General features: G+C 43.4%; 24 protein-coding genes. 15 read left to right on the top strand and 9 right to left on the bottom strand.

Annotated features, from left to right (window positions below; translation table 11 throughout):
- Nucleotides 1-46: 46 nt before the first annotated feature.
- Nucleotides 47-1,378 (bottom strand): hypothetical protein, encoded by a 1,332-nt coding sequence (locus G4D73_RS08945; protein ID WP_005108173.1) that lies wholly within the window; start codon nucleotides 1,376-1,378, stop codon nucleotides 47-49.
- A gap of 246 nt (nucleotides 1,379-1,624) precedes the next feature.
- Here G4D73_RS08945 and G4D73_RS08940 point away from each other — a divergent pair, with 246 nt between their 5' ends.
- The 7 genes from G4D73_RS08940 to urtE all read left to right on the top strand — a co-directional run bounded on the left by G4D73_RS08940 (nucleotide 1,625) and on the right by urtE (nucleotide 10,068).
- Complete coding sequence (locus G4D73_RS08940; protein WP_213686574.1) at nucleotides 1,625-2,218, top strand: YqiA/YcfP family alpha/beta fold hydrolase; 594 nt, start codon at nucleotides 1,625-1,627, stop codon at nucleotides 2,216-2,218.
- Nucleotide 2,219: 1 nt separating this feature from the next.
- Complete coding sequence (gene parE / locus G4D73_RS08935; protein ID WP_213686573.1) at nucleotides 2,220-4,100, top strand: DNA topoisomerase IV subunit B; 1,881 nt, start codon at nucleotides 2,220-2,222, stop codon at nucleotides 4,098-4,100.
- Between the two features lie 359 nt (nucleotides 4,101-4,459).
- Nucleotides 4,460-5,740, top strand: a complete 1,281-nt coding sequence (urtA, locus tag G4D73_RS08930) for an urea ABC transporter substrate-binding protein (RefSeq protein ID WP_213686572.1) — start codon at nucleotides 4,460-4,462, stop codon at nucleotides 5,738-5,740.
- Between the two features lie 94 nt (nucleotides 5,741-5,834).
- Nucleotides 5,835-7,466: an urea ABC transporter permease subunit UrtB gene (gene urtB / locus G4D73_RS08925; RefSeq protein WP_213686571.1), complete on the top strand. Its 1,632-nt coding sequence runs from the start codon at nucleotides 5,835-5,837 to the stop codon at nucleotides 7,464-7,466.
- 4 nt (nucleotides 7,467-7,470) lie between these two features.
- Nucleotides 7,471-8,544: an urea ABC transporter permease subunit UrtC gene (gene urtC / locus G4D73_RS08920; protein WP_213686570.1), complete on the top strand. Its 1,074-nt coding sequence runs from the start codon at nucleotides 7,471-7,473 to the stop codon at nucleotides 8,542-8,544.
- Nucleotides 8,541-9,359, top strand: a complete 819-nt coding sequence (gene urtD, locus G4D73_RS08915) for an urea ABC transporter ATP-binding protein UrtD (RefSeq protein WP_213686569.1) — start codon at nucleotides 8,541-8,543, stop codon at nucleotides 9,357-9,359. Before urtC ends, urtD begins: the two co-directional genes overlap by 4 nt.
- A 10-nt stretch (nucleotides 9,360-9,369) precedes the next feature.
- Nucleotides 9,370-10,068, top strand: coding sequence for an urea ABC transporter ATP-binding subunit UrtE (urtE, locus tag G4D73_RS08910; RefSeq protein ID WP_213686568.1), 699 nt, complete (start codon nucleotides 9,370-9,372; stop codon nucleotides 10,066-10,068).
- Nucleotides 10,069-10,467: 399 nt separating this feature from the next.
- Here the strand turns inward: urtE and G4D73_RS08905 are convergent, their stop codons facing one another.
- The 3 genes from G4D73_RS08905 to G4D73_RS08895 all read right to left on the bottom strand — a co-directional run bounded on the left by G4D73_RS08905 (nucleotide 10,468) and on the right by G4D73_RS08895 (nucleotide 12,681).
- Nucleotides 10,468-11,190, bottom strand: coding sequence for a hypothetical protein (locus G4D73_RS08905; protein WP_213686567.1), 723 nt, complete (start codon nucleotides 11,188-11,190; stop codon nucleotides 10,468-10,470).
- Nucleotides 11,191-11,362: 172 nt separating this feature from the next.
- The gene (locus G4D73_RS08900) at nucleotides 11,363-11,875 is read right to left on the bottom strand and encodes a GNAT family N-acetyltransferase (RefSeq protein WP_213686566.1); all 513 of its coding nucleotides are present in this window, start codon (nucleotides 11,873-11,875) and stop codon (nucleotides 11,363-11,365) included.
- An 80-nt stretch (nucleotides 11,876-11,955) separates the two neighbouring features.
- Nucleotides 11,956-12,681 (bottom strand): outer membrane protein OmpK, encoded by a 726-nt coding sequence (locus tag G4D73_RS08895; RefSeq protein ID WP_213686565.1) that lies wholly within the window; start codon nucleotides 12,679-12,681, stop codon nucleotides 11,956-11,958.
- A 1,006-nt stretch (nucleotides 12,682-13,687) separates the two neighbouring features.
- Here G4D73_RS08895 and G4D73_RS08890 point away from each other — a divergent pair.
- The 4 genes from G4D73_RS08890 (at nucleotide 13,688) to dsbD (ending at nucleotide 17,360) form a co-directional block, all read left to right on the top strand.
- Nucleotides 13,688-14,053, top strand: a complete 366-nt coding sequence (locus tag G4D73_RS08890) for an HPF/RaiA family ribosome-associated protein (RefSeq protein WP_004647220.1) — start codon at nucleotides 13,688-13,690, stop codon at nucleotides 14,051-14,053.
- A gap of 127 nt (nucleotides 14,054-14,180) precedes the next feature.
- A complete protein-coding gene (locus tag G4D73_RS08885; protein WP_004647221.1) occupies nucleotides 14,181-14,723 on the top strand; it encodes a hypothetical protein in 543 nt (180 codons plus the stop codon).
- Between the two features lie 21 nt (nucleotides 14,724-14,744).
- Nucleotides 14,745-15,500 carry a transporter gene (locus G4D73_RS08880; protein ID WP_213686564.1) on the top strand — a complete coding sequence of 252 codons (756 nt, stop codon included), beginning with the start codon at nucleotides 14,745-14,747 and terminating at the stop codon, nucleotides 15,498-15,500.
- Between the two features lie 18 nt (nucleotides 15,501-15,518).
- Complete coding sequence (gene dsbD / locus G4D73_RS08875) at nucleotides 15,519-17,360, top strand: protein-disulfide reductase DsbD (RefSeq protein WP_213686563.1); 1,842 nt, start codon at nucleotides 15,519-15,521, stop codon at nucleotides 17,358-17,360.
- Between the two features lie 28 nt (nucleotides 17,361-17,388).
- Here the strand turns inward: dsbD and G4D73_RS08870 are convergent, their stop codons facing one another.
- Nucleotides 17,389-18,585 carry a GGDEF domain-containing protein gene (locus tag G4D73_RS08870; RefSeq protein WP_213686562.1) on the bottom strand — a complete coding sequence of 399 codons (1,197 nt, stop codon included), beginning with the start codon at nucleotides 18,583-18,585 and terminating at the stop codon, nucleotides 17,389-17,391.
- 340 nt (nucleotides 18,586-18,925) lie between these two features.
- Here G4D73_RS08870 and G4D73_RS08865 point away from each other — a divergent pair, with 340 nt between their 5' ends.
- The gene (locus G4D73_RS08865; RefSeq protein ID WP_213686561.1) at nucleotides 18,926-19,495 is read left to right on the top strand and encodes an FMN-dependent NADH-azoreductase; all 570 of its coding nucleotides are present in this window, start codon (nucleotides 18,926-18,928) and stop codon (nucleotides 19,493-19,495) included.
- A 62-nt stretch (nucleotides 19,496-19,557) separates the two neighbouring features.
- Here the strand turns inward: G4D73_RS08865 and G4D73_RS08860 are convergent, their stop codons facing one another.
- A complete protein-coding gene (locus G4D73_RS08860; RefSeq protein WP_213686560.1) occupies nucleotides 19,558-20,469 on the bottom strand; it encodes an alpha/beta hydrolase in 912 nt (303 codons plus the stop codon).
- Nucleotides 20,470-20,625: 156 nt separating this feature from the next.
- Here G4D73_RS08860 and G4D73_RS08855 point away from each other — a divergent pair, with 156 nt between their 5' ends.
- Complete coding sequence (locus tag G4D73_RS08855) at nucleotides 20,626-21,063, top strand: DUF2147 domain-containing protein (RefSeq protein ID WP_005105342.1); 438 nt, start codon at nucleotides 20,626-20,628, stop codon at nucleotides 21,061-21,063.
- A 75-nt stretch (nucleotides 21,064-21,138) separates the two neighbouring features.
- Here the strand turns inward: G4D73_RS08855 and G4D73_RS08850 are convergent, their stop codons facing one another.
- Both G4D73_RS08850 and G4D73_RS08845 read right to left on the bottom strand, forming a co-directional pair.
- A complete protein-coding gene (locus G4D73_RS08850; protein ID WP_213686559.1) occupies nucleotides 21,139-21,489 on the bottom strand; it encodes a Spx/MgsR family RNA polymerase-binding regulatory protein in 351 nt (116 codons plus the stop codon).
- Nucleotides 21,490-21,963: 474 nt separating this feature from the next.
- Entirely contained in the window at nucleotides 21,964-22,782 is an 819-nt protein-coding gene (locus G4D73_RS08845; RefSeq protein WP_213686558.1) for an exodeoxyribonuclease III, read from the bottom strand.
- Between the two features lie 40 nt (nucleotides 22,783-22,822).
- On the opposite strand from G4D73_RS08845, the gene pyrE reads away from it, so the two are divergent.
- Nucleotides 22,823-23,473, top strand: coding sequence for an orotate phosphoribosyltransferase (pyrE, locus tag G4D73_RS08840; protein WP_213686557.1), 651 nt, complete (start codon nucleotides 22,823-22,825; stop codon nucleotides 23,471-23,473).
- Between the two features lie 461 nt (nucleotides 23,474-23,934).
- Here the strand turns inward: pyrE and G4D73_RS08835 are convergent, their stop codons facing one another.
- A complete protein-coding gene (locus tag G4D73_RS08835; protein ID WP_004281299.1) occupies nucleotides 23,935-24,144 on the bottom strand; it encodes a cold-shock protein in 210 nt (69 codons plus the stop codon).
- Nucleotides 24,145-24,693: 549 nt separating this feature from the next.
- Here G4D73_RS08835 and G4D73_RS08830 point away from each other — a divergent pair.
- A complete protein-coding gene (locus G4D73_RS08830; RefSeq protein ID WP_213686556.1) occupies nucleotides 24,694-25,026 on the top strand; it encodes a hypothetical protein in 333 nt (110 codons plus the stop codon).
- Nucleotides 25,027-25,191: the final 165 nt, after the last annotated feature.

The raw sequence follows: 25,191 nt of genomic DNA, 5'->3' as shown, positions 1-25,191 counted from the left end.
TCCTATTAAAAAGCCCTCAATGGAGGGCTTTTTAATGTACGGAGAGTTAAGTCAGGGCAATACCTTCCAGACTGTCCAGATCCGTCATATATTCACGAATCTGATCAAAGGCCTCATCTTCTACACTTGGATAGAACCAGCGCGCCACCTGTTCCGCCACCAGTGGATGATACTGAATTTCAAAATGGTTCAGGCCATAAAAAATCGCCTTGTTTGCGTCCGGGACTTTAAGCTGGAAACGCGGATTGGGATGCTCGCCCAAAGCACTTTTAATACTGACCAGATAATCGCCAATCATATGCAAGGTCTTGTTCTTGCGGTTTTCAAACTCGATGGTACCGGCGACCAGATAGGTATCGATATGAGACGGAATCGGGGCAGGTTTACGGTGATCATCCATAAAGCCGATCCGAAGTGGATTATGCTCCCAGTCATCATCCCGGACGCTGCCATGGCGCAAATCCAGAATACCGTTACTGCGAATATTGACCAGATGGCCAAGCAACCGGATCAGTGGAAAATGTCCGAGTTTGTCCTGCAAGCTAAAACCAAAACGTTCCAGTACCGCACCATGATGCGGTGAACCCAGACAGACCAGATTCTCCACCATGTTGACCCAGCTATACACATTCTGCTTGCCATAGAACAGTGCGCTGCGTGACACCAGTCCACCCATGCTATGGCCGATCAGGTCAATACTGGTAATTCTAGGATTGCGAACAACCAGATCCTGTAAGGTATTCGCCAGACTGCGACCATTGGCAGAAATCCGGCGTCCAGTATTGTAATTCAGGTAGAGCATGGTATTGCGGTCGCGCTGCGCCAGTAATTTTGCCCCAATGCCTTCATATTTGCGATTTGACCAGTCTAAATGGTTCATGCATAAGCCATGTACAAACAAAGTAATACGACCGCTTAGCTCACCTTTTTGCAGCGAGCCATAATGGTCATAGATCACCATCGGCAGGGCTAGAGGGTTTTGATATTTCAGCAGATAATCCCCGATAATGCCATTTAAGACACTGACCAGAAAATGCAAGGAAGGTGTCAGCGGTTTATTATGCAGTTTAGGAAAGCGTTCAATAATCTGGCGCAAAGCAGGGGCAATCAGGGTATTGCCGTAATGAAACAGCATGTCATAAGACATTTGATAGAGCCGCACAATCGACGGAATATTCTGAATTTTTTCAGAATTATTTTCACTTAAACCGAAAATACTCATTAAAATTTCGCGTTGAATACTCTTGATCAGCTCCTGGATCACATCGTTAAAGCGCATCGTTACCAGCTGCGCCAGACCTTCCAGTACATCGGCCTGACTCGGCGGGGTTCGATCCCATCGACAATAGGTTTCATGTAATGGTGTCAAACTTGGCATCTGATCCTGTCCTTTCAATGAGCCGCATGTGGTGCCATCTTTCTTTTTAAAGAACTTCGCGGTATAAATTCTTTTTCTTGTTGAGTTTCCTGATTTTGAGGGCCTCAGCTTAAAATAACGAGAATGAGAGAAGATTTTGAGCTTTTTTGTCAGACAATTTAAGCAATTAACTGGTCTTATAACGTAGTGTACTTCACATTATTTAAATTAAATTTTGATGATTGATGGGTTTTTTGTTGGTAGTTCATGAATATCATTTATTTGCATGGTTTTAAGAGTAATTCGAACTCGATCAAGGGGAAATTGCTGCAACATTACTGTGCAAAGTATCCTGAAATTCAGGTACATTTACCCGATTTAAACATGTCACCGAACGCTGCCATTGCGTATGTTTCTGGCCTGATTGAATCGATGCATGATGTGGCGTTACTGGGCAGCAGTCTCGGCGGATTTTATGCGACACATCTGGTCGCACAGCATGCTGTGCCTGCTGTACTGATCAATCCGGCAATGCGACCATGGCAACTGTTTCGTGAACTATTTGATGAGCAACTGCCTTATCAGGTTCATCCGAAATGGTGTCTGGATGAAGCAGATCTGGTACAACTCCAGCAATTGGCCCTGCCTGTTGCACAAGATGCAGACAAAATACTGGTTCTGCTGCAACAAGGCGATGAAGTTTTGGATTATCGTGAAGCACATCGTTATTATAGTGCTGCGTATCCCCCTGCAATACTGATGACTGAAGCGCATGGCAGTCACGGGATGGATGATTTTGCGGAAAAAATTCCGTTCGTCTTACAGTTTTTATTGGACTGCATAAAAAAGGAAACCGAATAACGTGTCTCAATATACGGCTCAATCTCTTGAAGTTTTATCTGGTCTGGATCCGGTCCGTCGTCGTCCGGGCATGTATACCGATACTTCTCGTCCCAACCATTTGGCACAGGAAGTGATTGATAATGCTGTCGATGAGGCACTGGCAGGACATGCCAACAAGATTACCGTCACGGTCTATAAAGATGGTTCTTTATCAGTCGAAGACAATGGCCGTGGGATGCCGGTGGATATTCACCCTGAATACGGCCAGAGCGGTATTGAAATTATCATGACCAAACTGCATGCCGGCGGTAAGTTCAGCACCGATAACTACCAGTTTTCCGGTGGTTTGCATGGCGTCGGGATTTCAGTGGTCAATGCGCTTTCGACCCGGGTAGAGGTTGAAGTTCAGCGTCAGGGCAATCTGTATAAAATGGCCTTTGAAAATGGCGAACCGGTTGCACCGCTTGAAGTGCTGGCAGGTAAGGCACCGAAACGGGTATCAGGAACTACGGTACAATTCTGGCCTGAAGCCAAATATTTTGATTCGCCTAAATTTGCCTTAAAAGCGTTAAAACATAATCTCAAAGCCAAAGCTGTTTTGGCGGCGGGTTTACAGATCAATTATGTTGATCAGATCAATGATGAAAAGATTACCTGGCAGTTTGAAAATGGTCTGGTCGACTATTTGATGGACGAGCTGGAAGACCGTGAAATTATTCCGGCACCGGCTTTTGTCGCCACAGGTGACGCAGAGCGCGCCAGCGCAGAATTTGCGATTTGCTGGAATGTCGAAGGCGGAGAAAGCGTCCAGGAATCTTATGTCAACCTGATTCCGACCGCACAGGGCGGAACCCATGTGAACGGTCTGCGTTCAGGCGTGACTGATGCGATGCGTGAGTTCTGTGAACTGCGGAATTTGCTGCCACGGAATATGAAACTCTCTGTCGAAGATGTCTGGGACGGAGTTAACTATATCCTATCATTGAAATTTCAGGAGCCGCAGTTCTCGGGTCAGACTAAAGAACGTCTATCGAGCCGTGAAGCAGCAGGGATTGTGCAGAATATTGCCAAAGATGCCTTTGCATTGTGGTTGAACCAGAATTCTGACATCGCCATGCAACTGGCAGAAATGGCCATTTCTAAAGCCGGTCGCCGTTTAAAAGCTGCGAAAAAAGTTGAGCGTAAGAAAATTGTTGCGGGTCCAACTTTGCCGGGGAAACTGTCGGATTGTGTAGGCCATGATCTCGATCAATCTGAATTATTTATTGTGGAAGGGGATTCTGCCGGTGGTTCGGCCAAGCAGGCGCGTGATAAGAACTTCCAGGCGATTATGCCAATTCGTGGCAAGATCCTGAATACTTGGGAAGTCTCTTCTGATGAAGTATTAGCATCTCAGGAAGTACACAACATCGCGATTGCGATTGGCGTTGATCCGGGTTCGGATGATTTATCGGAGCTGCGTTATGGCAAGATCTGTATTCTGGCCGATGCCGACTCGGATGGTCTGCATATTGCCACTTTGCTGTGTGCCTTGTTTGTGAAGCATTTTCCGACTCTGGTGGAAGAAGGGCATTTATTTGTAGCGATGCCACCATTATTCCGAATCGATGACAATAAAGATGTGCACTACGCTTTGGATGAAGATGAGCTGAATAGCATCCTGAAAAAATGCAAAACCAAGAATCCGCAAATTACCCGATTCAAGGGGCTGGGCGAGATGAATGCCAGCCAGTTACGTGAAACCACACTTGATCCAAACACGCGCCGTCTGGTGCAACTAGATCTGGATGATGCTCATCATACTGCAGGTTTATTGGATAAACTTTTGGCGAAAAAACGTGCCAGTGACCGTAAAGACTGGTTAGAACAAAAAGGTAATCTGGCAGATTTGGTGGTTTAAACTATCGAATTTAAGCAATAAAAAATCCCGCAAGCGCGGGATTTTTTGTTTTAAAACAGTGCAAAAAATATTCAAGGTGCTGCACTTTATTTGTACATCATCTTCTATCTTAGTTTTGGCATATTTTGATTGGTCTTTATGCAACTTATTTAAAGTTGAGTCTGAGTTCTACATTGCAATAGGGCTTTAAGTCTTTTTAGTATGACTAAATACATGATTCATAATACAAATAATGAGATCAGTTAAAGTGAATTTTTTTATTTTTTGAAGCCTTGGCACAGAAATTGAATCACTCCATCCAGATGTACAACAAGACAAGCATGAAAAATGCACCATTATAAAGTTTGGAGAAAAATCTGATGTTCCAACGCAATTTATTTTCAAAAAGTATTTTAGCCGCAACCATGGCAGGGGCTGTTGCATTAACGGGGTGTTCAAAATCTGCTGAAAAAGCAGAAGCCCCGGGCGCAGAAAGCAAAGTCGCAGACAGCGGCGACAAGATTAAAGTCGGGATCCTGCATTCATTGTCAGGCACGATGGCAATTTCTGAGACCTCACTGAAAGATACGGCCTTAATGGCGATTAAGGAAATCAATGATAATGGTGGGGTACTGGGTAAAAAACTGGAACCTGTGGTGGTCGATCCAGCATCTGACTGGCCACTGTTTGCAGAGCAAGCACGTCAGCTGATTACCCAAGACAAAGTCGCGGTAATTTTCGGTGCATGGACGTCGGTGTCACGTAAATCTGTCTTACCAGTGGTTGAAGAGCTGAATGGCTTATTGTTCTATCCCGTACAGTACGAAGGCCAGGAACAATCCAAAAATATTTTTTATACCGGTGCTGCGCCTAACCAGCAAGCCATTCCAGCCGTGGAATACTTGATGAGTGAAGAGGGCGGTAAAGCGGAGCGTTTTGTTCTGCTCGGTACAGACTATGTTTACCCACGTACCACCAACCAGATTTTACGTGCTTTTTTAAAGTCTAAAGGCGTGGCTGATGCGGACATCATGGAAGAGTACACGCCATTTGGTCATAGCAACTATCAAACCATTGTCGGCAATGTGAAAAAATTCGCAGCTGGTAAAAAGACTGCGGTGATCTCGACCATCAATGGCGACTCGAATGTGCCGTTCTATCGTGAATTGGGTAATCAGGGCATTAAAGCCTCTGATATTCCCGTCATGGCGTTCTCGGTGGGTGAAGAAGAACTGCGTGGTATTGACACCAAGCCATTGGTCGGTCATTTGGCGTCATGGAACTATTTCATGTCAGTGAAGAATCCGGTCAATACAGAATTTACCAACAAAATGAAGCAGTATGCGGTGGAATTCAAACTGCCGAATGCAGACAAGCTCGTGACCAATGACCCAATGGAAGCAACTTATGTCGGGATTAACATGTGGAAGCAAGCCGTTGAAAAAGCAGGTTCTACAGAGGTCGATAAAGTCCGTGAAGCGATGGCAGGTCAGGAATTCAAAGCCCCATCCGGCTATACCTTAAAAATGGATGCGACGAATCACCACTTACACAAGCCAGTCATGATTGGTCAGATTCGTGGCGATGGACAGTTTGATGTGGTCTATAAAACGCCACAAGCCATCCAGGCACAGCCTTGGAGCCCGTACATTCCGAAATAACAGCTATCTTTTGCCTGCCACAGCCGTGGCAGGTGTCCTCTGATTTTTTTCTTACTCTCCACGGAAAATTTCCAATGGAATAGGGGTGAATATAATGAATATTCGCGTGAATATCGCCGCTATTTTTCTGGTATTTGTACAGGTTATTTGTGTGCAACTGGTATCAGCAGAACAATCCTCAAATAGCACTGCATTGACTGCAGCAATACAACAAGATGCAATCCAGCAATTTGTGCAAGGTGATTTTGCCCAGCGCCGTGCTTTACTGAAGCAATGGCCGGGCAGTATTGAGCAGTTAGATCAGCTTGCAGAATATGTTGAAAACGAGCAGCTTTATAGTGGGGCTAATGGTCAAACCTATATTTTAGAATCGGACGAAAAATTACTCGGCTATCCGAGTCTAGGCATCGTTGCAGATTGGCCGAGTGACTTATCACAAGTGACTTTGGTGAATACCTTGCGTAAAGCGCTCAACTTTGGTTTGGCACAAAGAAAACTCAAATCTGAAGATGCTTCCGAGCGTTTAGAAGCGATTGATATTTATGAAAGCAACTTGGCAGAGCTGAATGTTGCTCACATCAATGCCCTGTATTTGAACGAACAAAATAACAAAGTCAAAGCCCGTTTGGCCCAGCTTAAAGCGCGTCTGGATTATCAAGATGCAGATGTCTTAGTTAAAATTCAAGCGGCGAAAGCCTTGCAAGACTCCAATCGTCCCGATATCTTGGCGATGATCGACAATGAGCTGACACAGCCGAATATCCATTCTGAGCTGAAAGCGGCTTTGCTTGAAGCGAAAAGCAGTATTAAAACCCGGATTCAAGCCAGTGAATGGACTGGGCATTTATTTTCAGGGCTGAGTACTGCGAGTATTTTACTGCTTGCAGCACTCGGTTTAGCCATTACTTATGGTTTGCTCGGTGTCATCAATATGGCGCATGGTGAGCTCATTATGATTGGCGCCTATACTACTTATGTGGTGCAAAGTCTGTTTAAAAGCTATTTGGGTAGCTATGTCGAGTGGTACTTAATCGCCGCGATTCCTGCGGCATTCTTGGTGAGTGGACTGATCGGTATGTTGATTGAACGTACCGTGATTCGTCCATTATACGGTCGTCAACTTGAAACCTTGCTTGCAACCTTTGGGGTCAGCCTGATTTTGATGCAATTGGTACGCATGACTTTTGGTGCGCAAAATGTCGAAGTGTCGAATATTTCGTGGCTATCAGGCGGGATCTCCATTACCCCAAGTTTAATGCTGCCGTATAACCGTATTGCGATTATTGTCTTCACCATTGCAGTGCTTTTGTTGTTGGTTTACCTACTGAATAAAACCCGTTTTGGTTTGTTTGTACGTGCGGTGACGCAAAACCGTCAAATGGCACAAGCCGTTGGTATTCGTTCAAGCCGTATCGACATGATGGCCTTTGGTTTAGGTTCAGGTTTGGCCGGTTTAGCGGGCTGTGCTTTGGCACAAGTGGGTAACGTCGGGCCGGATTTAGGGCAAAACTACATTATTGATGCCTTCTTGGTGGTGGTTGTCGGTGGTGTAGGTCAGGTGTGGGGTGCAGTCCTTGCAGCGCTTGGTCTAGGTATTAGTGGTACCGCCTTGGAAATTGGCATTGGTGCGGTACTGGCAAAAATTGTTCTCTTGGTGCTTGTGATTTTGTTTATTCAAAAACGTCCACAAGGTTTGTTTGCCATCAAAGGCCGTTTTGTGGAGTAAGCACATGAAGATTACACAATTATTATCCGACAAACCGCATAGTGGCATTGCGATTGCCGTATGCTTTGCCATTTTATTGGCATTGCCATGGTTACACCTGTTACCTGCCGATTCAACCCTGCATTTATCTGCGTATTGGGTCACCTTGATTGGCAAAATCATGTGTTTGGCTCTGGTCGCTTTGGCACTGGATTTAGTTTGGGGCTATGCCGGAATTTTAAGTTTAGGACATGGTTTGTACTTTGCCCTTGGCGGTTATGCCTTTGGCATGTACCTGATGCGCCAGTCTGCAGGGGATGGTATTCCTGACTTTATGCGCTTCCTGAGTTGGACGGAAGTGCCATGGTTTTGGGTGGGGACTGAATACTTCCTTTGGTCACTTGCCCTTGTGGTTTTAGTGCCGGGCATCATTGCGTTTATTTTTGGTTTCTTTGCTTTCCGCTCGAAAATTAAGGGCGTGTATTTCTCCATTATTACCCAAGCCATGACCTTTGCAGCGGCGTTATTGTTCTTCCGCAATGAAACCGGTTTTGGCGGCAACAATGGCTTTACTGGTTTTAAAACTATTTTAGGCATGGACATTACCTCTGCATCGATGCGTGCGAGTTTGTGCTTTATTACCGCATTGGTGTTGTTGCTATGCTTTATCGGTTTACGTCATTTAATGAATAAACCTTATGGCCGTGTGTTGGGGGCGATTCGTGATAGCGAAAATCGTCTGCAATATTTGGGCTATCGCACGCTTTGGTACAAGCTCTCTGCTTGGGTACTTTCTGCGGTGATTGCAGGGATTGCAGGCGCGCTGTATGTGCCGCAAGCCGGCATTATTAATCCAAGTGAAATGAACCCGGTGAACTCGATTGAAATGGCGGTGTGGGTGGCAGCGGGTGGTCGTGGCACACTGATTGGACCACTGATTGGTGCAGGTCTCATTAATGGTGTGAAGACCTACTTTACTTCGGCTTATCCGGAAGCATGGCTACTTATTTTGGGTGCGCTATTTATTGTGGTGACCATTTTCTTACCGAAAGGCATTATTGGTCTGTTTGACCGTTTTAAAAAGGAGCGTAGCGAATGAGCGAGATCCTGCAACCGCATGGTGGTCATGCCGCTGAAGGCTATGGCCGTCCTAAAGAACAAGGCGCGGATTTTACCCATGGTATTGCGCTGTATTTAGAAAAAGTCAGTGTTTGGTTTGGTGCCTTTCGTGCCTTAAACGATTTGTCGCTTTATATAGAAGAAGGCGAATTACGCTGCATCATTGGGCCGAATGGGGCAGGTAAAACCACCTTAATGGATGTGATCACGGGCAAAACTCGACCAACCGAAGGCACGGCATTTTTTGGGCAAAACTACGATTTAGCCAAAATGAGTACCGAGCAAATTGCCGAAGCAGGCATCGGGCGTAAGTTCCAAAAGCCAACCGTGTTTGAAAATTTCACGGTTATGGAAAATCTGCTCCTTGCTGCACCCAAAGATAAACGGGTGAAAAAGAGTTTCTTTAGCAAGCTTAATCCTGATGCGCAAAATGCATTGGATGAGTCACTTGCGCAAATTCGTTTGCAAGAGTTCGTCAATAAACCGGCAGGCTTGTTGTCACACGGTCAAAAGCAATGGTTAGAAATCGGCATGTTGCTGATGCAACGCCCAAAACTGATTTTACTGGATGAGCCTGTAGCAGGGATGACCGATGCCGAAACCGAACGCACGGCGGAGTTGTGTTTAGAACTCAAGAAAAACCATACCCTTGTAGTAGTCGAGCATGACATGAGTTTTATTGACACCATTAGTGAAAAAGTCACGGTATTGGCACAAGGCGCAATTTTGGCAGAAGGCACATTGGCAGAAGTACAAGCCAATGAAGATGTCATTGAAAAATATTTAGGACGTTAAGGAGACAGCAATGTTAGAAGTCAAAGACTTCAATCAATTTTATGGTGGCAGTCATATTTTGCGTAATGTGTCCTTTACTGCACCTGTGGGTGAATGCTCGGTGGTACTTGGGCGTAATGGTGTGGGTAAAACCACACTGCTTAAGTGTTTGATGGGGATTTTACCGATTAAATCTGGGCAAATTTTATTGGATGGTAAAGACATTTCCAAGTTCAGTCCTGAACAGCGTGTCCGTGAAGGTTTGGCTTATGTACCACAAGGTCGCGATATTTTTTCAACGCTGACGGTTGAGGAAAACCTCCTGATTGGCATGGCGAAATTTAAAGGGGCGAAAACTCGTAAAGTGCCTGAGCATCTGTATGAAATTTTCCCTGTTTTAGATGAAATGAAGCATCGCCGTGGGGGGGATTTATCGGGTGGTCAACAGCAGCAACTTGCTATTGCCCGTGCCTTGGCATCTGAACCTCGTGTGCTGATTTTGGATGAGCCGACTGAGGGTATTCAACCATCCATTATTAAAGATATTGGTCGAGTCATTCGTAAACTTGCTGATGGTGGTGAAATGGCGATTGTGTTGGTGGAGCAGTTCTATGACTTTGCTGAAGAACTTGCTGATGGATATACCGTGATGGCACGTGGCCAAGTCGTGGCGCAAGGTGTGGGTAGTGAAATGCCGGAGAAAGGCATTCGGGAGTTGGTGGCAATTTAAGGCTTTTAGCTCCTTCTCCTATGGGAGAAGGTGGGGGGTGAGGGCTTTCTTTATTTACCTCTCCCTAACCCTCTCCTAGAAGGAGAGGGAAAAAGCCTCCCTGAGCAAGATATAAGCACTGCTTTATATCGAAGCGTAAGAAAGGGAGGTTTGGAGGAATTAAATTTTAAATCTCCTTTTACCAAGCAGAGCTTCTTATCTCCTAGAAAGAGACGGGAAATCTTCTTTTAAAGAATGGAGGAATTAGATTTCTGTATTTTCATCCCACAGGAAGTACATGTCAAATTGTCCGGTTCTAAATTCACCGCCTATTGTTTTGCCCGTATCAGCCATATTTTCCCTATAATATTTTGAATATTATGTTTGTTATAGGGCAATAAGATATCGCTGAATCAGCAATCACTCAACCTTTAAATACATGCCATCCGCCGAGACATTATGTCCAAAACCACAAGACATCGGATTGCTGCTATTCACTACAATCTGTTGTCCAATTTCAGCGTTAAACTGAAATTTTAAATCAATTTTGCAATCTTCTACGCTGTAATTGGTCTGAGCTTTGTTCAGCGGCATCCGGGTTGAAAATTCCCCCATATTAGGACCATAAATCAGACTGCGTAAACCCATATAGAGTCCATTAAACTCAATCTGGTAGGTATTCGAAGCCCGTTTAACTTCCATCGTATTCCATTGACCAAAACCTGCATAACGAACATATTTTCCTGCAAGACTCTTTGATTTTTCTGGTGCAGGTAACTGTTTTAGATTGAACTGGCTGGCTTTAGCATTCGGGAAAACCGAGAACCAGGCGCGTGCCCATTGCGGCTTTCCAAGCTTGGCATAACTTAAGCCAACATTATTAAATGCCGTGGTGATATCGCGTTCGGAAAAAGCTGTACCACCGCCTTCTACATTCATCGCACAAAAGGATGACCATGCGGCTTGTTGCTCAAATTGCGCTATGGCCTTTTGATATTGTTCTTGGTTGTAGAATTTTTTGCCATTATTTGCATAGCTTTGCACTTTGCTACAGCCTGAACGGAGCTCTTTTTCAAAGTCTGAATCAGCAAAAGTGAGCATACTTAAACTTAAAAGACCAATAGACAATAGAGATTTATACATGGTGTTATTCAGTATGATTTTTAGCTGAATAAAACATAGCCGCTCATATAAGTAAATAGAACTTGTGCTTATTAAACTGGATAACAACAAAATATCGTGATGGCCAAGTATTAAAAAGCTGAAGAGGAGTGTCCAGAAAGCAGTTCTGGAATAGTTTTAAACTAAGAATGAATCAAGCTTGATCCAGATTGAGTTGTAAGAGGACCAAATCACGCCATTGCCCAAACTTCTGTCCGACTTGCGGCATATAGGCAGTTTGAACGAAGCCCAGTTTTTCATGCAGACGAATCGATGAGGTGTTTTCAGAATCAATCGCCGCGACCATGATATGCAGTTTCTGTACTTGAGCCTGTTCAATTAAATATTGCAATAATTTAGAACCCAAACCTTGCCCTGCATAATCTGGATTTAAAAAGATGGAATGTTCTACCGTCTGTTGAAAGCCCTGAATACTACGAAACTGATCATAACAGGCATAGCCAGCAATGACCTGATTTCGCGTATCTTCAACCACAAAAACCGGGAAATTCTGATTTTTAAGCTGTTTAAACCAGATTTTGAAATAGTTCAAATCAAAGGCTGTTCTGTTCCAGGTCGCAGTACCATAGAGTACTTCCTGATTATAAATCTCGAGGATGGTTTCAAGATCATGTTCGGTCGCAGGTCGAATATCAAAATCAGGCATATTCTTGTTCTAGTAGAGGTGAGCTGAAATCACAGTTTAAAAAAAGCAGAACCGGAGTTCTGCTTTTGATGATACATCAATTAGAAATGATATTTCACAAGTGCGCTGACATTGTTTTCGTCTTGATTTTTAAGACCAAACTTATTGTTCCACACTGAATGTTCAACACCGAGGTATAAACGGGTATCTGGAGAAATGTGTTTGCCCGCATTCCATTTCCATTGTGTAGTCCAGTTTAACTCGCTTGCTTGAGCGTCTTTTTCAGCAGTTGACCAATCAAGGAAGCCATCTACAAGAAAATCTTCAGCACCCAGTTTAAATGGCACACCATAGGTAAGCGTCATTTGATAATCGTCTTTATTGCCAAACACTTTTTCATTGTTTGCACGATAAAGATTTAAGCTTGCATATTGAAAGTATGGGATATCAAGGTCAAAGCCCACGCCATATAGGAAGTTATCAGCATTATCTGAACCTTCCCACGTTGTTGAAATAAGCACATCTTTCACTGGACCAAAGGCAAGTTTTTGGCCTGTAACTTCGCTTAAGCTTAAACGTGGTGATAACTCAAAGTACGTACTTTTAACATCATCTCCACCGCGCAGACGATCCATAAAGAAGAATACATCTGCATATTTAACTTTTGCAGCATATTCAACAGTTAAAGTAGTTTGCTGATCGTCTACAACTTCATAGTTTTCACCATAAAGACCTGTAACGCTAAAGTCCTGCCAAACTGGTTTTGCTTGAGCAAATACAGCAGCTGAAGTCAATGCACAAAGTGCCGCAAGTTGTGTAAATTTCATTTAAATCTATCCCCCCGAGAAAGCAGAATAAGCATACAGATTAATAAGTAAAAATAAAGTTAAAAGTGATCGCTGACTTAAATATATTTCAGCCCTTATGAGTTGAATGTAGACGATCATCTTCCTCAGTTTTCATTGTCTTTTGTTGATACTTCTCTAAATTATTATTTTTTAAATAAAGTCGAATATGTAGTGCCTTAAAAGACTGAATGTATAACTAAAAATATAAAATCACTTCAATTCAGGATGATGAGTTTAGAAAACCAGTAAAAATAGGGGGAATATACAGATTGTTTAGTAATTAATTTGGGCCTGAGGCTGAATAGCTTTGTTCTGTTTGTGTAATGAAGCTGCTTTTAAAATCTCAAATGACGGTCGTTTTATAGGCCTATTCTCGGCATCGTAAAATAAGAGTGATCGGTCTTATATTTCAATTGAAAATCATTTTTGCAGTTTATTATTTTCGAATGACGAAAGAGTATTTTTCCCGGTTCTGCAAAAGCAACTAAACAGTCATAAAGCATATGATCTCTTCAGGACTGTAAGGCTGACTAGGCGCTGATCTTATAAGATAAATTATTAGGTAAAAGTGAGCTAATTTTGATAAAAAATACTTTTAATTCCTCCTTTTTTAGGTTTCCTGGTCGAGTGTTATTTAAGCGATTTATCGGTCTGGCTAAAAAATTATTTCAAATTAAATCATGTGAAAGGTTGTGAAATTTCCGTTTGAAAAATCCTGTATTTTTGAGCTGAGTAAGCAGTTGTCACAATGGATTATTCTTTTGCTAAAAAACCAAAATATCACTTGCATATTTCCAAGATACAGCCGATATTCAAGATATAAGGACACGATTCTGCAGACTCAAAAATGTGTTAATCATTCAAAATGGAGGGTGTGATTCCAATCATTTGAAGAAGTGAAATGCGATGCGAAACAGCAAGCTACAAACGTGCCAAGATAAAAAATTTTGCACTCAAAAGTTACAAAGATTGAGGATGGTAATATATGAATATTGAACTTCGTACCGATAACCACATTCAGAATAGTGATCGTTTAATTACTTATGTACGGGAAGAATTAAATCAAGAATTCCAGCGCCACAGCGAACGTATTACCCATTTTTCAGTCCATCTTAGTGATGAAAATGGCGCCAAAGGCGGCGATGACGATATTCGTTGTATGATTGAAGCGCGTCCTGCAGGCTTGAAACCTGTCGTAGTCAATCATCGTGGCCATAATGTCGATACTGCGATCCATGGTGCAATTGACCGACTAAAACGTAGTCTGGAACATGTGATCGAGAAAAAAGACAATGTTCGTCCTGGTGCTCTCGAACTAGCAGACACAGATACTGCGGATATCGAAGACTAAGCCGAACCGATTTGAAAAAGCCCTGCGGGGCTTTTTTCGTATTAAACAAAAATATAGTTATGAGAAGCACAACAAATCCTGCTTTATTCGGCATAATAGTCGAAAACGAATCAAAGTGAGCTCCATCATGTTAACTGCGCAACAACAACTTTTTGTGCAAGCACTCGAAGAATTAAATCTGGACCAGGTCAAACAGCTGCTGGCAGATGGACTCAACCCGAATTTTATTGATCATGACAAAGGCCCGGTGATTTCGGTCTGGTCAGATGGCCTGTTTAAATGGTGGGAAGAAGTGTGTGAGCTGTATGAAGCCGGAACACCACTTTCAGAAGAGGAGAAACAGGCACGTTTGGCGGTACATTTACAGATTCTGGAAGAACTGATCCAGGCCAAAGTGAATCTGCATTTGTGGGATGCAGAAGAAATTTATGGTCCACTCTGGGATGCCGCAAGTGCCGCATGCGCGCCAGCTGTACAGCGTTTACTGGATGAAAAAGTCGATCCAAATAGCAAAGATGAAGATGGCATGACTATTTTATCTTCAATTAGTGATCTATTCTTTGATTGTGATTTTGATGAAATCAACTGGTCAGAAGCCTTGGATGAAGAAAAACAGACGCTAGAACTGCTTCGCAAGCATGGCGCAAAAATGACCAAAGAACTCAGTTAAATTTTAATAAAGAGCTCCAACATGACAACATTAAAAACCTTGGGTTTGATTGCACTGGCCGGTTGTAGTGCACAGCTTTTCGCAGCAGATTTTGAATTTGATCGACCAGGTGAGGGTCTCAGTACTGGAATTACTCCAGTCGGAAATGTCGCTTGGGAGCAAGGCTTGCCTACAGCGCGTTATAGCAAGTCGGGCGATCAGACCGCGACCACACTCAGTGCAGATATGTTGTTACGTACCGGACTCAGTGATGATCTGGAATTGCGTTTAGGTTGGGCTGGCCCGACCTGGACCCAAGTGAAATCCAATGGCCAGACCGAAGAAGATGATGGTCTGGGCGATGTTAGTATTGGTCTGAAAAAGGCCATTGATTTGGATGATGACAAACTCAGTATGGCTTTGTTGGCCGAAGCCATCATTGCAACAGGCAATGCCGGTTTCACTAATGAAGAAGATATTTACAGCTTGGGTTCTGTCGTGTCGTATCAATATAATGACTTGGTCAGTACCGCATTGACCATGCGTTATGAATGGCAGGACAGCAACTGGGCAGTGTCTGCGATTCCTTCTCTAGGCTACCGCATTACTGATCGCTGGTCAGGTTATTCTGAACTGATTTACCGTAAAGCGGAAAGTGTCGATAATCAATACGCACTCGGTATCGGGGTCATGTATGCTTTAAACGATCGTGTCCAGTTAGATGCGAATGTCGGTGTAGATCTGGATGGTGCAGATCGAAGCTACTTCTCAGGCCTAGGTTTCTCTGTGCTGTTCTAAGATACTCATTCATAGAAGATGAAATACTCGCAGTTCCCGACCTGGGGGAAAATGCTTGCCCCGGTTATTTTGGGAAGCGCCTTGTTCAGCAGTCCTGCTCAGGCGGAAACTGCATTGTTGTCTGCCGAGCAGGCCTTTCCTGTGAGCGTGATCTCCACCAGTCAGCAGCAGGCTGAACTGAGCTGGCAGATTCCGGACAACTATTATCTGTATCAGCATAAAATTGAAGTCCGGCAGGGCAACCAGCCGGTGACGTTTGAGTTGCCACCCGCTGAAGATTTATATGATGACAACTATGGGCATACCCAGGTTTATTATCAGCAGTTAAAGTTTCAGATCCCGACTCAGGCGGGGCGATCCTATCAGGTCAGCTGGCAGGGTTGTGCCAAAGACCGGATCTGTTATCCGCCACAAACCATTCAGTTCAAGACCGATTTGTCCGGTCTGGTGCAATTTGAAGCTGCCGGATCAGGAACAAAGCGTTTACTTGATCTGAATACTTCATCACTGCAACACAATACCCTGTTTAATACAGCAGATTCTTCAGAATCTACAGCAGATGAAATCTCTGCATCAGCCAACACACAAACCGAACCCTATGCAGCACAAGACCAGAAATGGTCAGCCCAACTGCTTGAACGCTCTTTGGGCTATGGGCTTTTGCTGTTTTTCGGCCTGGGAATTTTACTGGCGTTTACGCCGTGTTCCTTGCCGATGCTGCCGATTCTGACCTCACTGATTGTACGTGACAGTAAAGGCCTGAAAGCCTGGATGATTGCACTGACTTTTGTCAGCAGTATGGCTGCTGTCTATGCAGTACTTGGCCTAATTGCATCTTCGGCCGGTCTGAATTTTCAGCGCTGGTTGCAGCAACCTGGGACTTTAATTGCTTTTAGTGTGCTATTTGTCCTGTTTGCCCTGAATCTGTTTGGCCTGTTTGAAATCAAACTGCCGCAACGTCTGGTTCATCGTCTGGATCGGGCACAGGCCATGCAGCAGGGAGGCAGTCTGGTCAGTGCCGGTGTCATGGGCATGATCTCGGCGCTTCTGGTGGGGCCATGCATGACCGCACCGCTGGCAGGTGCATTGTTGTTTATTTCTCAGACGCAAAGTCAGTGGCAGGGGGCTTTACTGCTGTTTACCCTGGGTTTTGGGATGGGGACGCCTTTATTGCTGGCCAGTATTCTGGGAGCACGGATTCTACCTAAAGCCGGGCACTGGATGAATCAGATCAAAGTGCTCTTTGCCTTTATCATGCTGGCGCTGGCGCTGTATTTTATTCGCCCACTGATGTCAGAAGCTGCGTTACAGTGGTTATCCTTAGCTTTGGGCATGGCCTTTGTTGCCTATGTACTATTTCGGATTTTCTGGCATCGCACTGGTCTAAGATGGTTGTATATCCTGTGTCTGGTACTGGCCGTACCTTATATTGCTTATAGCCAATATCAGCATAGTCAGCGGTTTTTTGTGGAGCAGGTAAGTACAGAAGTCAACTGGCATGTGGCACGCAGCGCAGCAGAATTTCAGCAAATTTTGGCCAAGGCACCGCAAGGGCAAAAGATCATTATTGATGTCTACGCCGACTGGTGTGTAGCCTGTCAGCCGATCGAACACCGTATTTTAAAATCTGCAGCGGTACAGCAAGCACTTGCGCCATATTTCCTGATCAAGCTGGATTTAAGCCAATATAATGCCTCTCATCAAGCGCTGTTAAACCAATGGAAAATTCTCGGGCCGCCAACGTATTTATTTTTGAATGCACAGCAGCAGGAAATTCGTGGCTTGCGTTTGACCGGTGCCTTTAGCGAGGTAGAATTGCTGGCACAACTGCAAGCGTTGGCTCAAAGTGAAAATCCATAATCTAGTTCTTAAAAAAAGCTGAACCCGTTTAAGAAACCTGCATCTGTGCTGGCACCGGTTCAGCATAGGCTTTGACCAGATTACGTCCGCCGGCTTTGGCCTGATAAAGCGCCTGATCGGCCTGACTTAATAACTGTTGCGGGCGTAATTCCGCGCTAGAAATGGCAATCCCGAAACTGGCGGTCACCGGAATCAGCTCACCCTCATCACTGAAAATCTGCAATTGCTGAATGGCAATGCGGCAGCGTTCAGCCACTTGTTCGGCTTTTTCCAGACTGGTATTTTTAAGCACCAAAATAAATTCTTCCCCGCCAAAACGGCCGACCACATCACTTTCGCGCAATTGCTGGTTCAGTACAGCACTCACTTCAACTAAGGTTTCATCGCCCTTATGATGGCCATAGTGATCATTAATTTTCTTGAAATGATCCAGATCTAATAGCACTAAAGCATAATTGGGAGTGGCTGCGGCATTCAGTTTATCCAGACATTGGTTGATACTACGGCGGTTAAACAGGTTGGTGAGCGGATCAATCTGACTCAGCTGTTTGATCAGCTGCTCGCGATGACGCCATTGACTGAGCAGAATCTCGAATAACACCATGCAGACGGCCAGAATTGGCAAAATGAAATACAGCATCGATAACAGCCAGAAACCATTATAAAAAAGCTTGTCATCGATATTAAAGAGCGGTGAATAAGGTAATTGATGACTGAAACTTAAATAGGCACATCCGCCCAGAAAAATGGAGGCAGGAATCAGCATGCTATACACCAGCGTGCGATGAAACAGCACCAGACCGACCATAATTAAGCAGACGTAAGCGGTGGTAGCGACCGGACTGATCACGCCGACAATATAGGCATCCCGGCATAGCGAAACCACAAAGGTGCCGACTGCCAGATAGGGTAGATAACGTTCCACCAGACGGTTGCCCTGAAATTTATAACAAGGATAAATCAGTAAGGCTAAAATCAATAAAAAACTGCCGTTCAGCACGACTTGTGAATGAACCCGTTCAATCTGTACATATTGCCAATACTCAGGATTGAATAAAACAAAGAGATCCCAGCCGAGCCAGGTCAGATGTACACCGCATCCCAAAGTCAGCATCAGGATGCATTTCTTCAGGATACGCCAGTTCATCACGACTTCATCTTCGACCAGATATTTCTTGATTCTGTGTTTGAGCACTTTTTCTAATACAGGCGATATTCGCTTCATGGTCCCGGTCTGACTTTAATTGTTATGGCAGATTTTTTAAGACTTATTGGATATTTATAGCTTTATTTACACAAGATAACATAAGTTTGAATGCTTGATAAACAACAATATTTAAAACATTTTTGTGATTTAGTTGATATCTGATCTGCTCATTCTTTGCCTATAGCATAAGTGATCTAGGCTATACCAAAGGGTTCTAATCAAAATTAAAGAGGTTAAGAGGCATACGGTTTTGTTCTAAATTCAGGATGATGTGTTTTATTTGTGCTAATTATTCCAATATGGTCAATCGTTAAAATGGCTGCATTGTTAGAAACAACCAAAGATAAAGAGCGAAGCCATGAAAGTTTTACAGATTGATTCCAGTATTTTAGGAGATGCTTCTATTTCGCGTCAGTTGACTCAGGCCGTGGTGGAACAATTGCAGCAAAAATATGCTGAGGCCATTGAAGTTGAGTACCTGGATCTGGCAGCACAGCCTATTCCCCATCTTACTGCCGAAATTTTAATGGGCCAGAATGCAGAACAGACGGGATTGGGCGAGGAAATTTTAGAGCAATATTTGCAGGCGGATATCGTGGTGATTGGTGCAGCGATGTATAACTTCGGTTTGCCATCGACCTTAAAAGCCTGGATTGACCGGATTTGTGTCGCGGGACGTACCTTTAAATATACCGAACAAGGTCCTGTGGGTTTGGCGGGCAATAAGAAAGTGTATATCGCCAGCAGCCGTGGTGGTGTGTATGGCGAGCAAAGTCCGGCTGATTTTCAGGAGGCTTTCCTGAAAACCGTATTTAACTTTACCGGCGTGAATGATATCGAAGTGATTCGTGCTGAAGGGGTGAACATGGGCGAAGCGGTTAAAGCCCAAGCATTGCAAACTGCATTGCAGCAGGTTCAGGCCATTTAAAAATCTAAAACCTCTTTTCAAAGGTCAGCTACGGCTGACCTTTTTTATGCATTGAATTATGGTTAATCTCGGTCCAGACGATGGGCAAATTCTGCAAGATCGGTCAGGGCCTGCTTGGCTTCATCGAACCAGGCACTGAACATCTGGAAGTTGTGCCACATGCCGGTATACAGTTTAAATTCGACCTCGACACCCGCCTGTTCCGCTTTTTCTTTAAAACGGCTAGCATCATCCAGCAGAATTTCCTTGGAACCTACCTGAATATGAATCGGTGGCAAACCGCTTAAATCGGCAAAAAAAGGAGAAACTTCCGGATCACCCCGATCAATTGAACGCGGTACATAATATTCAATCCCGGTTTGAACTGTTTCCAGAGACAGCAGGGCATCATGCTTCTGGTTATAACGTAAAGATTCACTGGTCAAGGTCAGATCCAGCAATGGAGACAGCAGAATCAGACCGCTGACCTGTGGCAGACTTTCCTGCTGTATTTTGAGTGCCAGCGCCAAGGCCAGATTGGCACCGCAAGAATCGCCGGACAGAATAATATCTTTGGCCTGAACACCTTGATCCAGCAGCAGATTATAGACATCAAACAAGGCTTCTAATGCTTCTGGATAGGCAGATTCAGGTGATAGCGGATAATCGACATGCAGTACCTGCATCTGGGTTCGAGCCGCAATTTGAGTCATAAAGGCGCGATGGGTATTTAAAGAACCTAAGTAAAATGCGCCGCCATGAATATGAAAAATCAGCTGGGTCGATTCCTGCTGCGGCTTAATTTCTTCCGCGCGCAGTCCGGCCAGTCGGAGTGAGCGAATCTGTACCGTTTTATCCTGAGGGAAAAGTTTGCACATCTGTTCCAGAGCAATGCGCATTGAACTCGGTGGAAGACTGAATCTGCTCGGGGCACGAATGGCCGTTTTTAAAAAGCTTTCTGTAATTAATTGTTTCGTTAGCGGGCTTATCTTCATCTTCCTTCCATCTTTTTGTGCTTTTATTGATCGTGTAGATTATTTACCAACCATATTTACAAGGTTACACTAAATAGTCACAGCTAAAAATTGAAAAATTGTTGTGACTTTTTAATACTACATGGGTCTATTTTCAGACTAAGGAAATGAAGAAAAATGAAAAAAATAGCGCTTACGTTAGGACTACTAGGCTTATCTGCACTGGCTAATGCCGCGGATCCTTTAAATGGCACGGTATGGAAAACCATTGATGATAAAACCAAGCAGCCTAAGGCCATGGTTAAATTCACTGAACAAAAGAACGGCACTTTGTCAGCCAGCATTCAGTCTGTGTTAACTCCAGGTGAAGAAAATGCCTGCAAGAAATGTGAAGGTCCATATCACAACAAATCTCTGAAAGGCCTGACCATTGTTAAAGGTCTAAAAAATGCTGGCGGGACCAGTTATGACAGCGGTTCGATTCTTGATCCACAATCCGGTAAAACCTATAAGTTGAAAGGCCAGCTGGCAGACGGCGGTAAGAAACTTGAGCTACGTGGTTTCATCGGCGTAGCGGCATTGGGTCGTAATCAGACCTGGATTCGTGCCAACTAATTTATTTTAAGTAGATACACAAAAGCCTGACCGATGTCAGGCTTTTTTTTTATAACTATTATTCAATACAAGATATTAGCGGGCTAAGCCACGATAAGCTGTTTCATCAAAACCGGCAATAAATCCTGTAGAGGTTGCCAAGATTGGACGTTTGATCAAACTGGTATGGGTGGTTAATGCATTAATTAAAGCATCTTCACTCGACAGGGCGGTCTTTTGCTCTTCTTCACTGAGCTTACGCCAGGTAGTGCCTTTCTTGTTCAGAAGCACGTCCTGACCCAAGGCATCCAGCCAGGTTTTGACGGTTTCAGCATCGATGCCCTGTTTTTTATAATCGTGAAATTCATAACTCAGACCTTGCTCAGTCAGCAGATCAAAGGCTTTCTTCATCGAACTACAATTTTTAATTCCGTAAATTTTTAACATAGCTGCCATCTAAAAAATTTAAATCATGAACTAGCTTAACCAAATTGGCAGCGGCAGACCATGTAAAAGCAAATGAAAAAAAGGAAAAAATTTTAAATAGCAGAAAAGTCATGTCATCAAAATGACATCAAGCAGCTTTAACATAAGCGCTAAGAAAAAGAATAACTTACCATTATAAGAAAAATAAAAATTTGGGAATGATAGAAATAGAAAACCCGCATTTAATCATCCTGATCATGCGGGTCTCAATCCAACGTCCAATGTCACATCCATGAAAAACAAGCTAAATCTATAGTCTGTTTTATTTTCGTCCTACGGCGTCCTGTCCTTATGTTGTCGTCCTGACATGTCCTTGTGCCGTAGCGCTATAATGCTATGTTATTACATTAAGATAAACCCAAAAAATACGTCATGTCATGTAAGAGATAAGCCTTAATTGAGTGAACGTATGTTCACTCAATTAAATAATGAAGATTATAGTTTGTAGTCGATGATCACGGGGGCATGGTCGCTAAACCATTGTTCTTTATAGACCCAGGCATTAACGGTACGCTCTTTCCAGTCCGGAGAGCAGGCATGATAATCAATCCGCCAACCAACATTCTTGGCACGCGCCTGTCCACGGTTTGACCACCAGGAGTATAATTCGGCTTCTTTGCGGACTTCACGGAAAGTATCGACATAACCAAGCTCATCGTAGATATGATCTAGCCAGGCACGTTCGTGCGGTAAACAGCCCGAGGCTTTCTGGTTACCCGACCAGTTTTTAATATCAATACGCTTATGCACGATATTGTAGTCACCGCAGACAATCACCGATTTATTTTCATCGCGCCACTGTTTCAGGATTTTTGCATATTCTTCCAGAAAGTGATCTTTACGCGCTTGCGCTTTATCGCCTGATGAGCCGGAAGGCAGGTACAGGGAACAGATCTGTACAGTTTGTTCTAAGCCCAAATCAAATTCAGCAGCAATAAAACGGCCTTGTGAATCAGCCAGTTCAAAACCCAGGCCATCGGTTAAAGAGACAAAAGGCAGGCGGCTATAAATAGCCGTACCGGCATAACCCGGACGTTCGGCAGGAAACAGGTGCGTGTACCAGCCTTCAGGCTTGAATTTATCCGTCCACTGCGCATGCGTGATCCGGCTTTCCTGCATACAAATCACGTCGGCATCCGACTGTTCCATCCATTCCAATAGACCTTTGGTGACGGATGAGCGTAAGCCGTTGACATTAATTGAAACGACGCGAAGAATTTTTTGATCACCTGGATAGCTACTCTTTGGTATCATGCGCAAGTCTTACCTTAATTAATGGATTTAGGAGCACCTCATGTCAACGCCAGCTCAGTTTAACCCGCAAGCTTTTATCGAACTCGCATTATCACGCGGTGTGCTTAAATTTGGTGAGTTTACTTTAAAATCGGGACGTGTGAGTCCCTATTTTTTTAATGCGGGTCTGTTGAATGATGGTGAAACCTTGACACTGCTGGCTTCTGGCTATGCTGCAAAACTGACTGAATGTGACCATGTTGAAGTGATTTTTGGACCTGCATATAAAGGCATTCCTTTTGTGGCAGCAACTGCTGTGGCTCTGTCGCAAAATCATGGAGTAAGTGTGCCGTGGGGTTTTAATCGCAAGGAAGCCAAAGACCATGGCGAGGGTGGCGTATTGGTCGGTGCTTCTGTAGCAGGTAAAAAAGTCTGGATCATTGATGACGTAATTACCGCAGGCACAGCGATTCGTGAAGTCGTCACTATCCTGAAAAATGCTGGTGCTCAAATTGCCGGTGTACTCGTGGCGCTTGATCGTCAGGAGAAAGGTCAGGGTGATTTATCTGCGATTCAGGAAGTGCAGCAAGAGCTTGAGATTCCTGTACATGCCTTAATTACCATGAAAGATTTAATGGACTATCTGGAAGCGAAAGGCGACCTAGCAGCTTTGGCGAAAATGGAAGATTACCGTGTTAAATATGGGATCTAAGCCTAGATTGGCATAGAAAAGGAAGCTTGAGCTTCCTTTTTTTGTAGATGTTCAATTTGCTAAACATTTGAAATTTATTATCTCTGTCTATTCTTGTAAGCATTGGCTTACATCAATTCCAGCACTTTGCGGCTGTTTTGAATAGTGGAAACTTCCTATGATAGCTTTAACAGGAACAGGAGGTTCCACACAAGAATAACAATAGATAAATACAAGGAAAGTAAGGTACGACAGGAGTTATACCAAGCGAACCCATACGGAAAGCCCCTGGCAGGATGCCAGGGGTTTTTCATTTTTATCTTTTATAAAGTCCCACTGAGCAGCAGTGATTCAGAAACATGATTCTTAAAAATTCATTGTTAATGAGCTAAATAGAGGAGCAGAAAACCTTTCACCAAAATTATGAATCTTCAGAGCTAAAAAAAGCACCTGAAGGTGCTTTTTCTTATTGCTGGGCTAAATTATAGCGCAACGATATTGATCGCATTTGGACCTTTTTGACCATCAACCACGCTAAAAGAAACGCGTTGACCTTCAAACAAAGTTTTGAAACCAGAACTGCTGATTTCTTTGAAATGAGCAAAAACGTCAGGACCTGATTCTTGTTGAATAAAACCAAAACCTTTAGTTTCGTTAAACCATTTTACTGTACCGGTAACTGTAGTAGACATAATATAACCTGTTAAATTTTAATAATTTTAGTCATAGAAATGACTATGGATAACTTGGAAAAACAATAAGAATTGAAATAAAGATCTGAAAAAACTGAGGATTATAAATAATACTGCGGCACTTAAAGAAGCTTAACTAAACAACGCTTTTTTCTAGTTAAACACAGCATAGCCTAAATCAGAAAATATTCAAGTTTTTTATATTTATTATTTATTTTTCTTATAAAAGTGGCTCAGTTCTTCTTTTTTTAAAAATTTCAAGCTGGTTTTGCCTTGAGCTTTATCGGTTGAATTTGAGCTCTAACGAAGCTAAACAATGAAATACACGTTGTGTTTGTGTTACTTTATGTTAATCAAAATCGTTCAGTACGCAGCAAGATTTTACTAAGTCAGTGTATTTTATAACTTTGGGTAAATTAGTATTTGTAGTTTTAAGATAGTTATCGTCATTGTTTGTGTATAAAAATCCACCTATATTAAAATTCAATTGGAAAAATTAACTATAAGAATTTCTTAATTTTAATTTAAAACCAAATACGAGTGAGTCTCATGGATTACTGGAACAGTGTGTTACTTATATCCATCATCACCATGGTTGGACTGGCCATGATCATCCTGTTCGTCGGATGTAAAATGTGGAAAAACTTGGTGGTCACTTTACTGATTGCCACCTTGATTGGATTTCTGATTGTATGTGGGATCAATTTTATTTTTGGTGATCGTCTTCAATTTTTGTGGGGTGCCCCTGAGACTGGCGATAGCAATTTTATGCTGGAAATGGGGCTGCTGAGCCTGTTAATTGGCGGCGTGAGTACCTTTATCATTATGTTAGGCACTTTGGTGGCTAAAAGTAACAGTAGAAATCAAGGCGATGAAGACTAGTTTTTTGCAAAATAACAAGTGTCTTAATGAGCGGGAAAGTACAGAAAAGCATTGCATGTACAGTTCATAGGATTAAAAAATCTTCCTCAGCCAAATGTATAGTGCCATAGCGCTACGGGACATGAATGGAGCTTCATATCCCATAGCTGCATAATTTTCTGTATC

It is taken from the genome of Acinetobacter sp. WY4, assembly GCF_018438165.1.
Lineage (GTDB): Bacteria > Pseudomonadota > Gammaproteobacteria > Pseudomonadales > Moraxellaceae > Acinetobacter.
Note: the sequence above shows the minus strand (reverse complement) of the source record. Positions and strands in the feature narration are given on the sequence as shown.

What these genes read in the sequence shown, in the direction of transcription:
- G4D73_RS08945 (WP_005108173.1), bottom strand. Translation starts at nt 1,378, where the DNA reads ATGCCAAGTTTGACACCATTACATGAAACCTATTGTCGATGGGATCGA.
- G4D73_RS08940 (WP_213686574.1), top strand. Translation starts at nt 1,625, where the DNA reads ATGAATATCATTTATTTGCATGGTTTTAAGAGTAATTCGAACTCGATC.
- urtA (WP_213686572.1), top strand. Translation starts at nt 4,460, where the DNA reads ATGTTCCAACGCAATTTATTTTCAAAAAGTATTTTAGCCGCAACCATG.
- urtB (WP_213686571.1), top strand. Translation starts at nt 5,835, where the DNA reads ATGAATATTCGCGTGAATATCGCCGCTATTTTTCTGGTATTTGTACAG.
- urtC (WP_213686570.1), top strand. Translation starts at nt 7,471, where the DNA reads ATGAAGATTACACAATTATTATCCGACAAACCGCATAGTGGCATTGCG.
- urtD (WP_213686569.1), top strand. Translation starts at nt 8,541, where the DNA reads ATGAGCGAGATCCTGCAACCGCATGGTGGTCATGCCGCTGAAGGCTAT.
- urtE (WP_213686568.1), top strand. Translation starts at nt 9,370, where the DNA reads ATGTTAGAAGTCAAAGACTTCAATCAATTTTATGGTGGCAGTCATATT.
- G4D73_RS08905 (WP_213686567.1), bottom strand. Translation starts at nt 11,190, where the DNA reads ATGTATAAATCTCTATTGTCTATTGGTCTTTTAAGTTTAAGTATGCTC.
- G4D73_RS08900 (WP_213686566.1), bottom strand. Translation starts at nt 11,875, where the DNA reads ATGCCTGATTTTGATATTCGACCTGCGACCGAACATGATCTTGAAACC.
- G4D73_RS08895 (WP_213686565.1), bottom strand. Translation starts at nt 12,681, where the DNA reads ATGAAATTTACACAACTTGCGGCACTTTGTGCATTGACTTCAGCTGCT.
- G4D73_RS08890 (WP_004647220.1), top strand. Translation starts at nt 13,688, where the DNA reads ATGAATATTGAACTTCGTACCGATAACCACATTCAGAATAGTGATCGT.
- G4D73_RS08885 (WP_004647221.1), top strand. Translation starts at nt 14,181, where the DNA reads ATGTTAACTGCGCAACAACAACTTTTTGTGCAAGCACTCGAAGAATTA.
- G4D73_RS08880 (WP_213686564.1), top strand. Translation starts at nt 14,745, where the DNA reads ATGACAACATTAAAAACCTTGGGTTTGATTGCACTGGCCGGTTGTAGT.
- dsbD (WP_213686563.1), top strand. Translation starts at nt 15,519, where the DNA reads ATGAAATACTCGCAGTTCCCGACCTGGGGGAAAATGCTTGCCCCGGTT.
- G4D73_RS08870 (WP_213686562.1), bottom strand. Translation starts at nt 18,585, where the DNA reads ATGAAGCGAATATCGCCTGTATTAGAAAAAGTGCTCAAACACAGAATC.
- G4D73_RS08865 (WP_213686561.1), top strand. Translation starts at nt 18,926, where the DNA reads ATGAAAGTTTTACAGATTGATTCCAGTATTTTAGGAGATGCTTCTATT.
- G4D73_RS08860 (WP_213686560.1), bottom strand. Translation starts at nt 20,469, where the DNA reads ATGAAGATAAGCCCGCTAACGAAACAATTAATTACAGAAAGCTTTTTA.
- G4D73_RS08855 (WP_005105342.1), top strand. Translation starts at nt 20,626, where the DNA reads ATGAAAAAAATAGCGCTTACGTTAGGACTACTAGGCTTATCTGCACTG.
- G4D73_RS08850 (WP_213686559.1), bottom strand. Translation starts at nt 21,489, where the DNA reads ATGTTAAAAATTTACGGAATTAAAAATTGTAGTTCGATGAAGAAAGCC.
- G4D73_RS08845 (WP_213686558.1), bottom strand. Translation starts at nt 22,782, where the DNA reads ATGATACCAAAGAGTAGCTATCCAGGTGATCAAAAAATTCTTCGCGTC.
- pyrE (WP_213686557.1), top strand. Translation starts at nt 22,823, where the DNA reads ATGTCAACGCCAGCTCAGTTTAACCCGCAAGCTTTTATCGAACTCGCA.
- G4D73_RS08835 (WP_004281299.1), bottom strand. Translation starts at nt 24,144, where the DNA reads ATGTCTACTACAGTTACCGGTACAGTAAAATGGTTTAACGAAACTAAA.
- G4D73_RS08830 (WP_213686556.1), top strand. Translation starts at nt 24,694, where the DNA reads ATGGATTACTGGAACAGTGTGTTACTTATATCCATCATCACCATGGTT.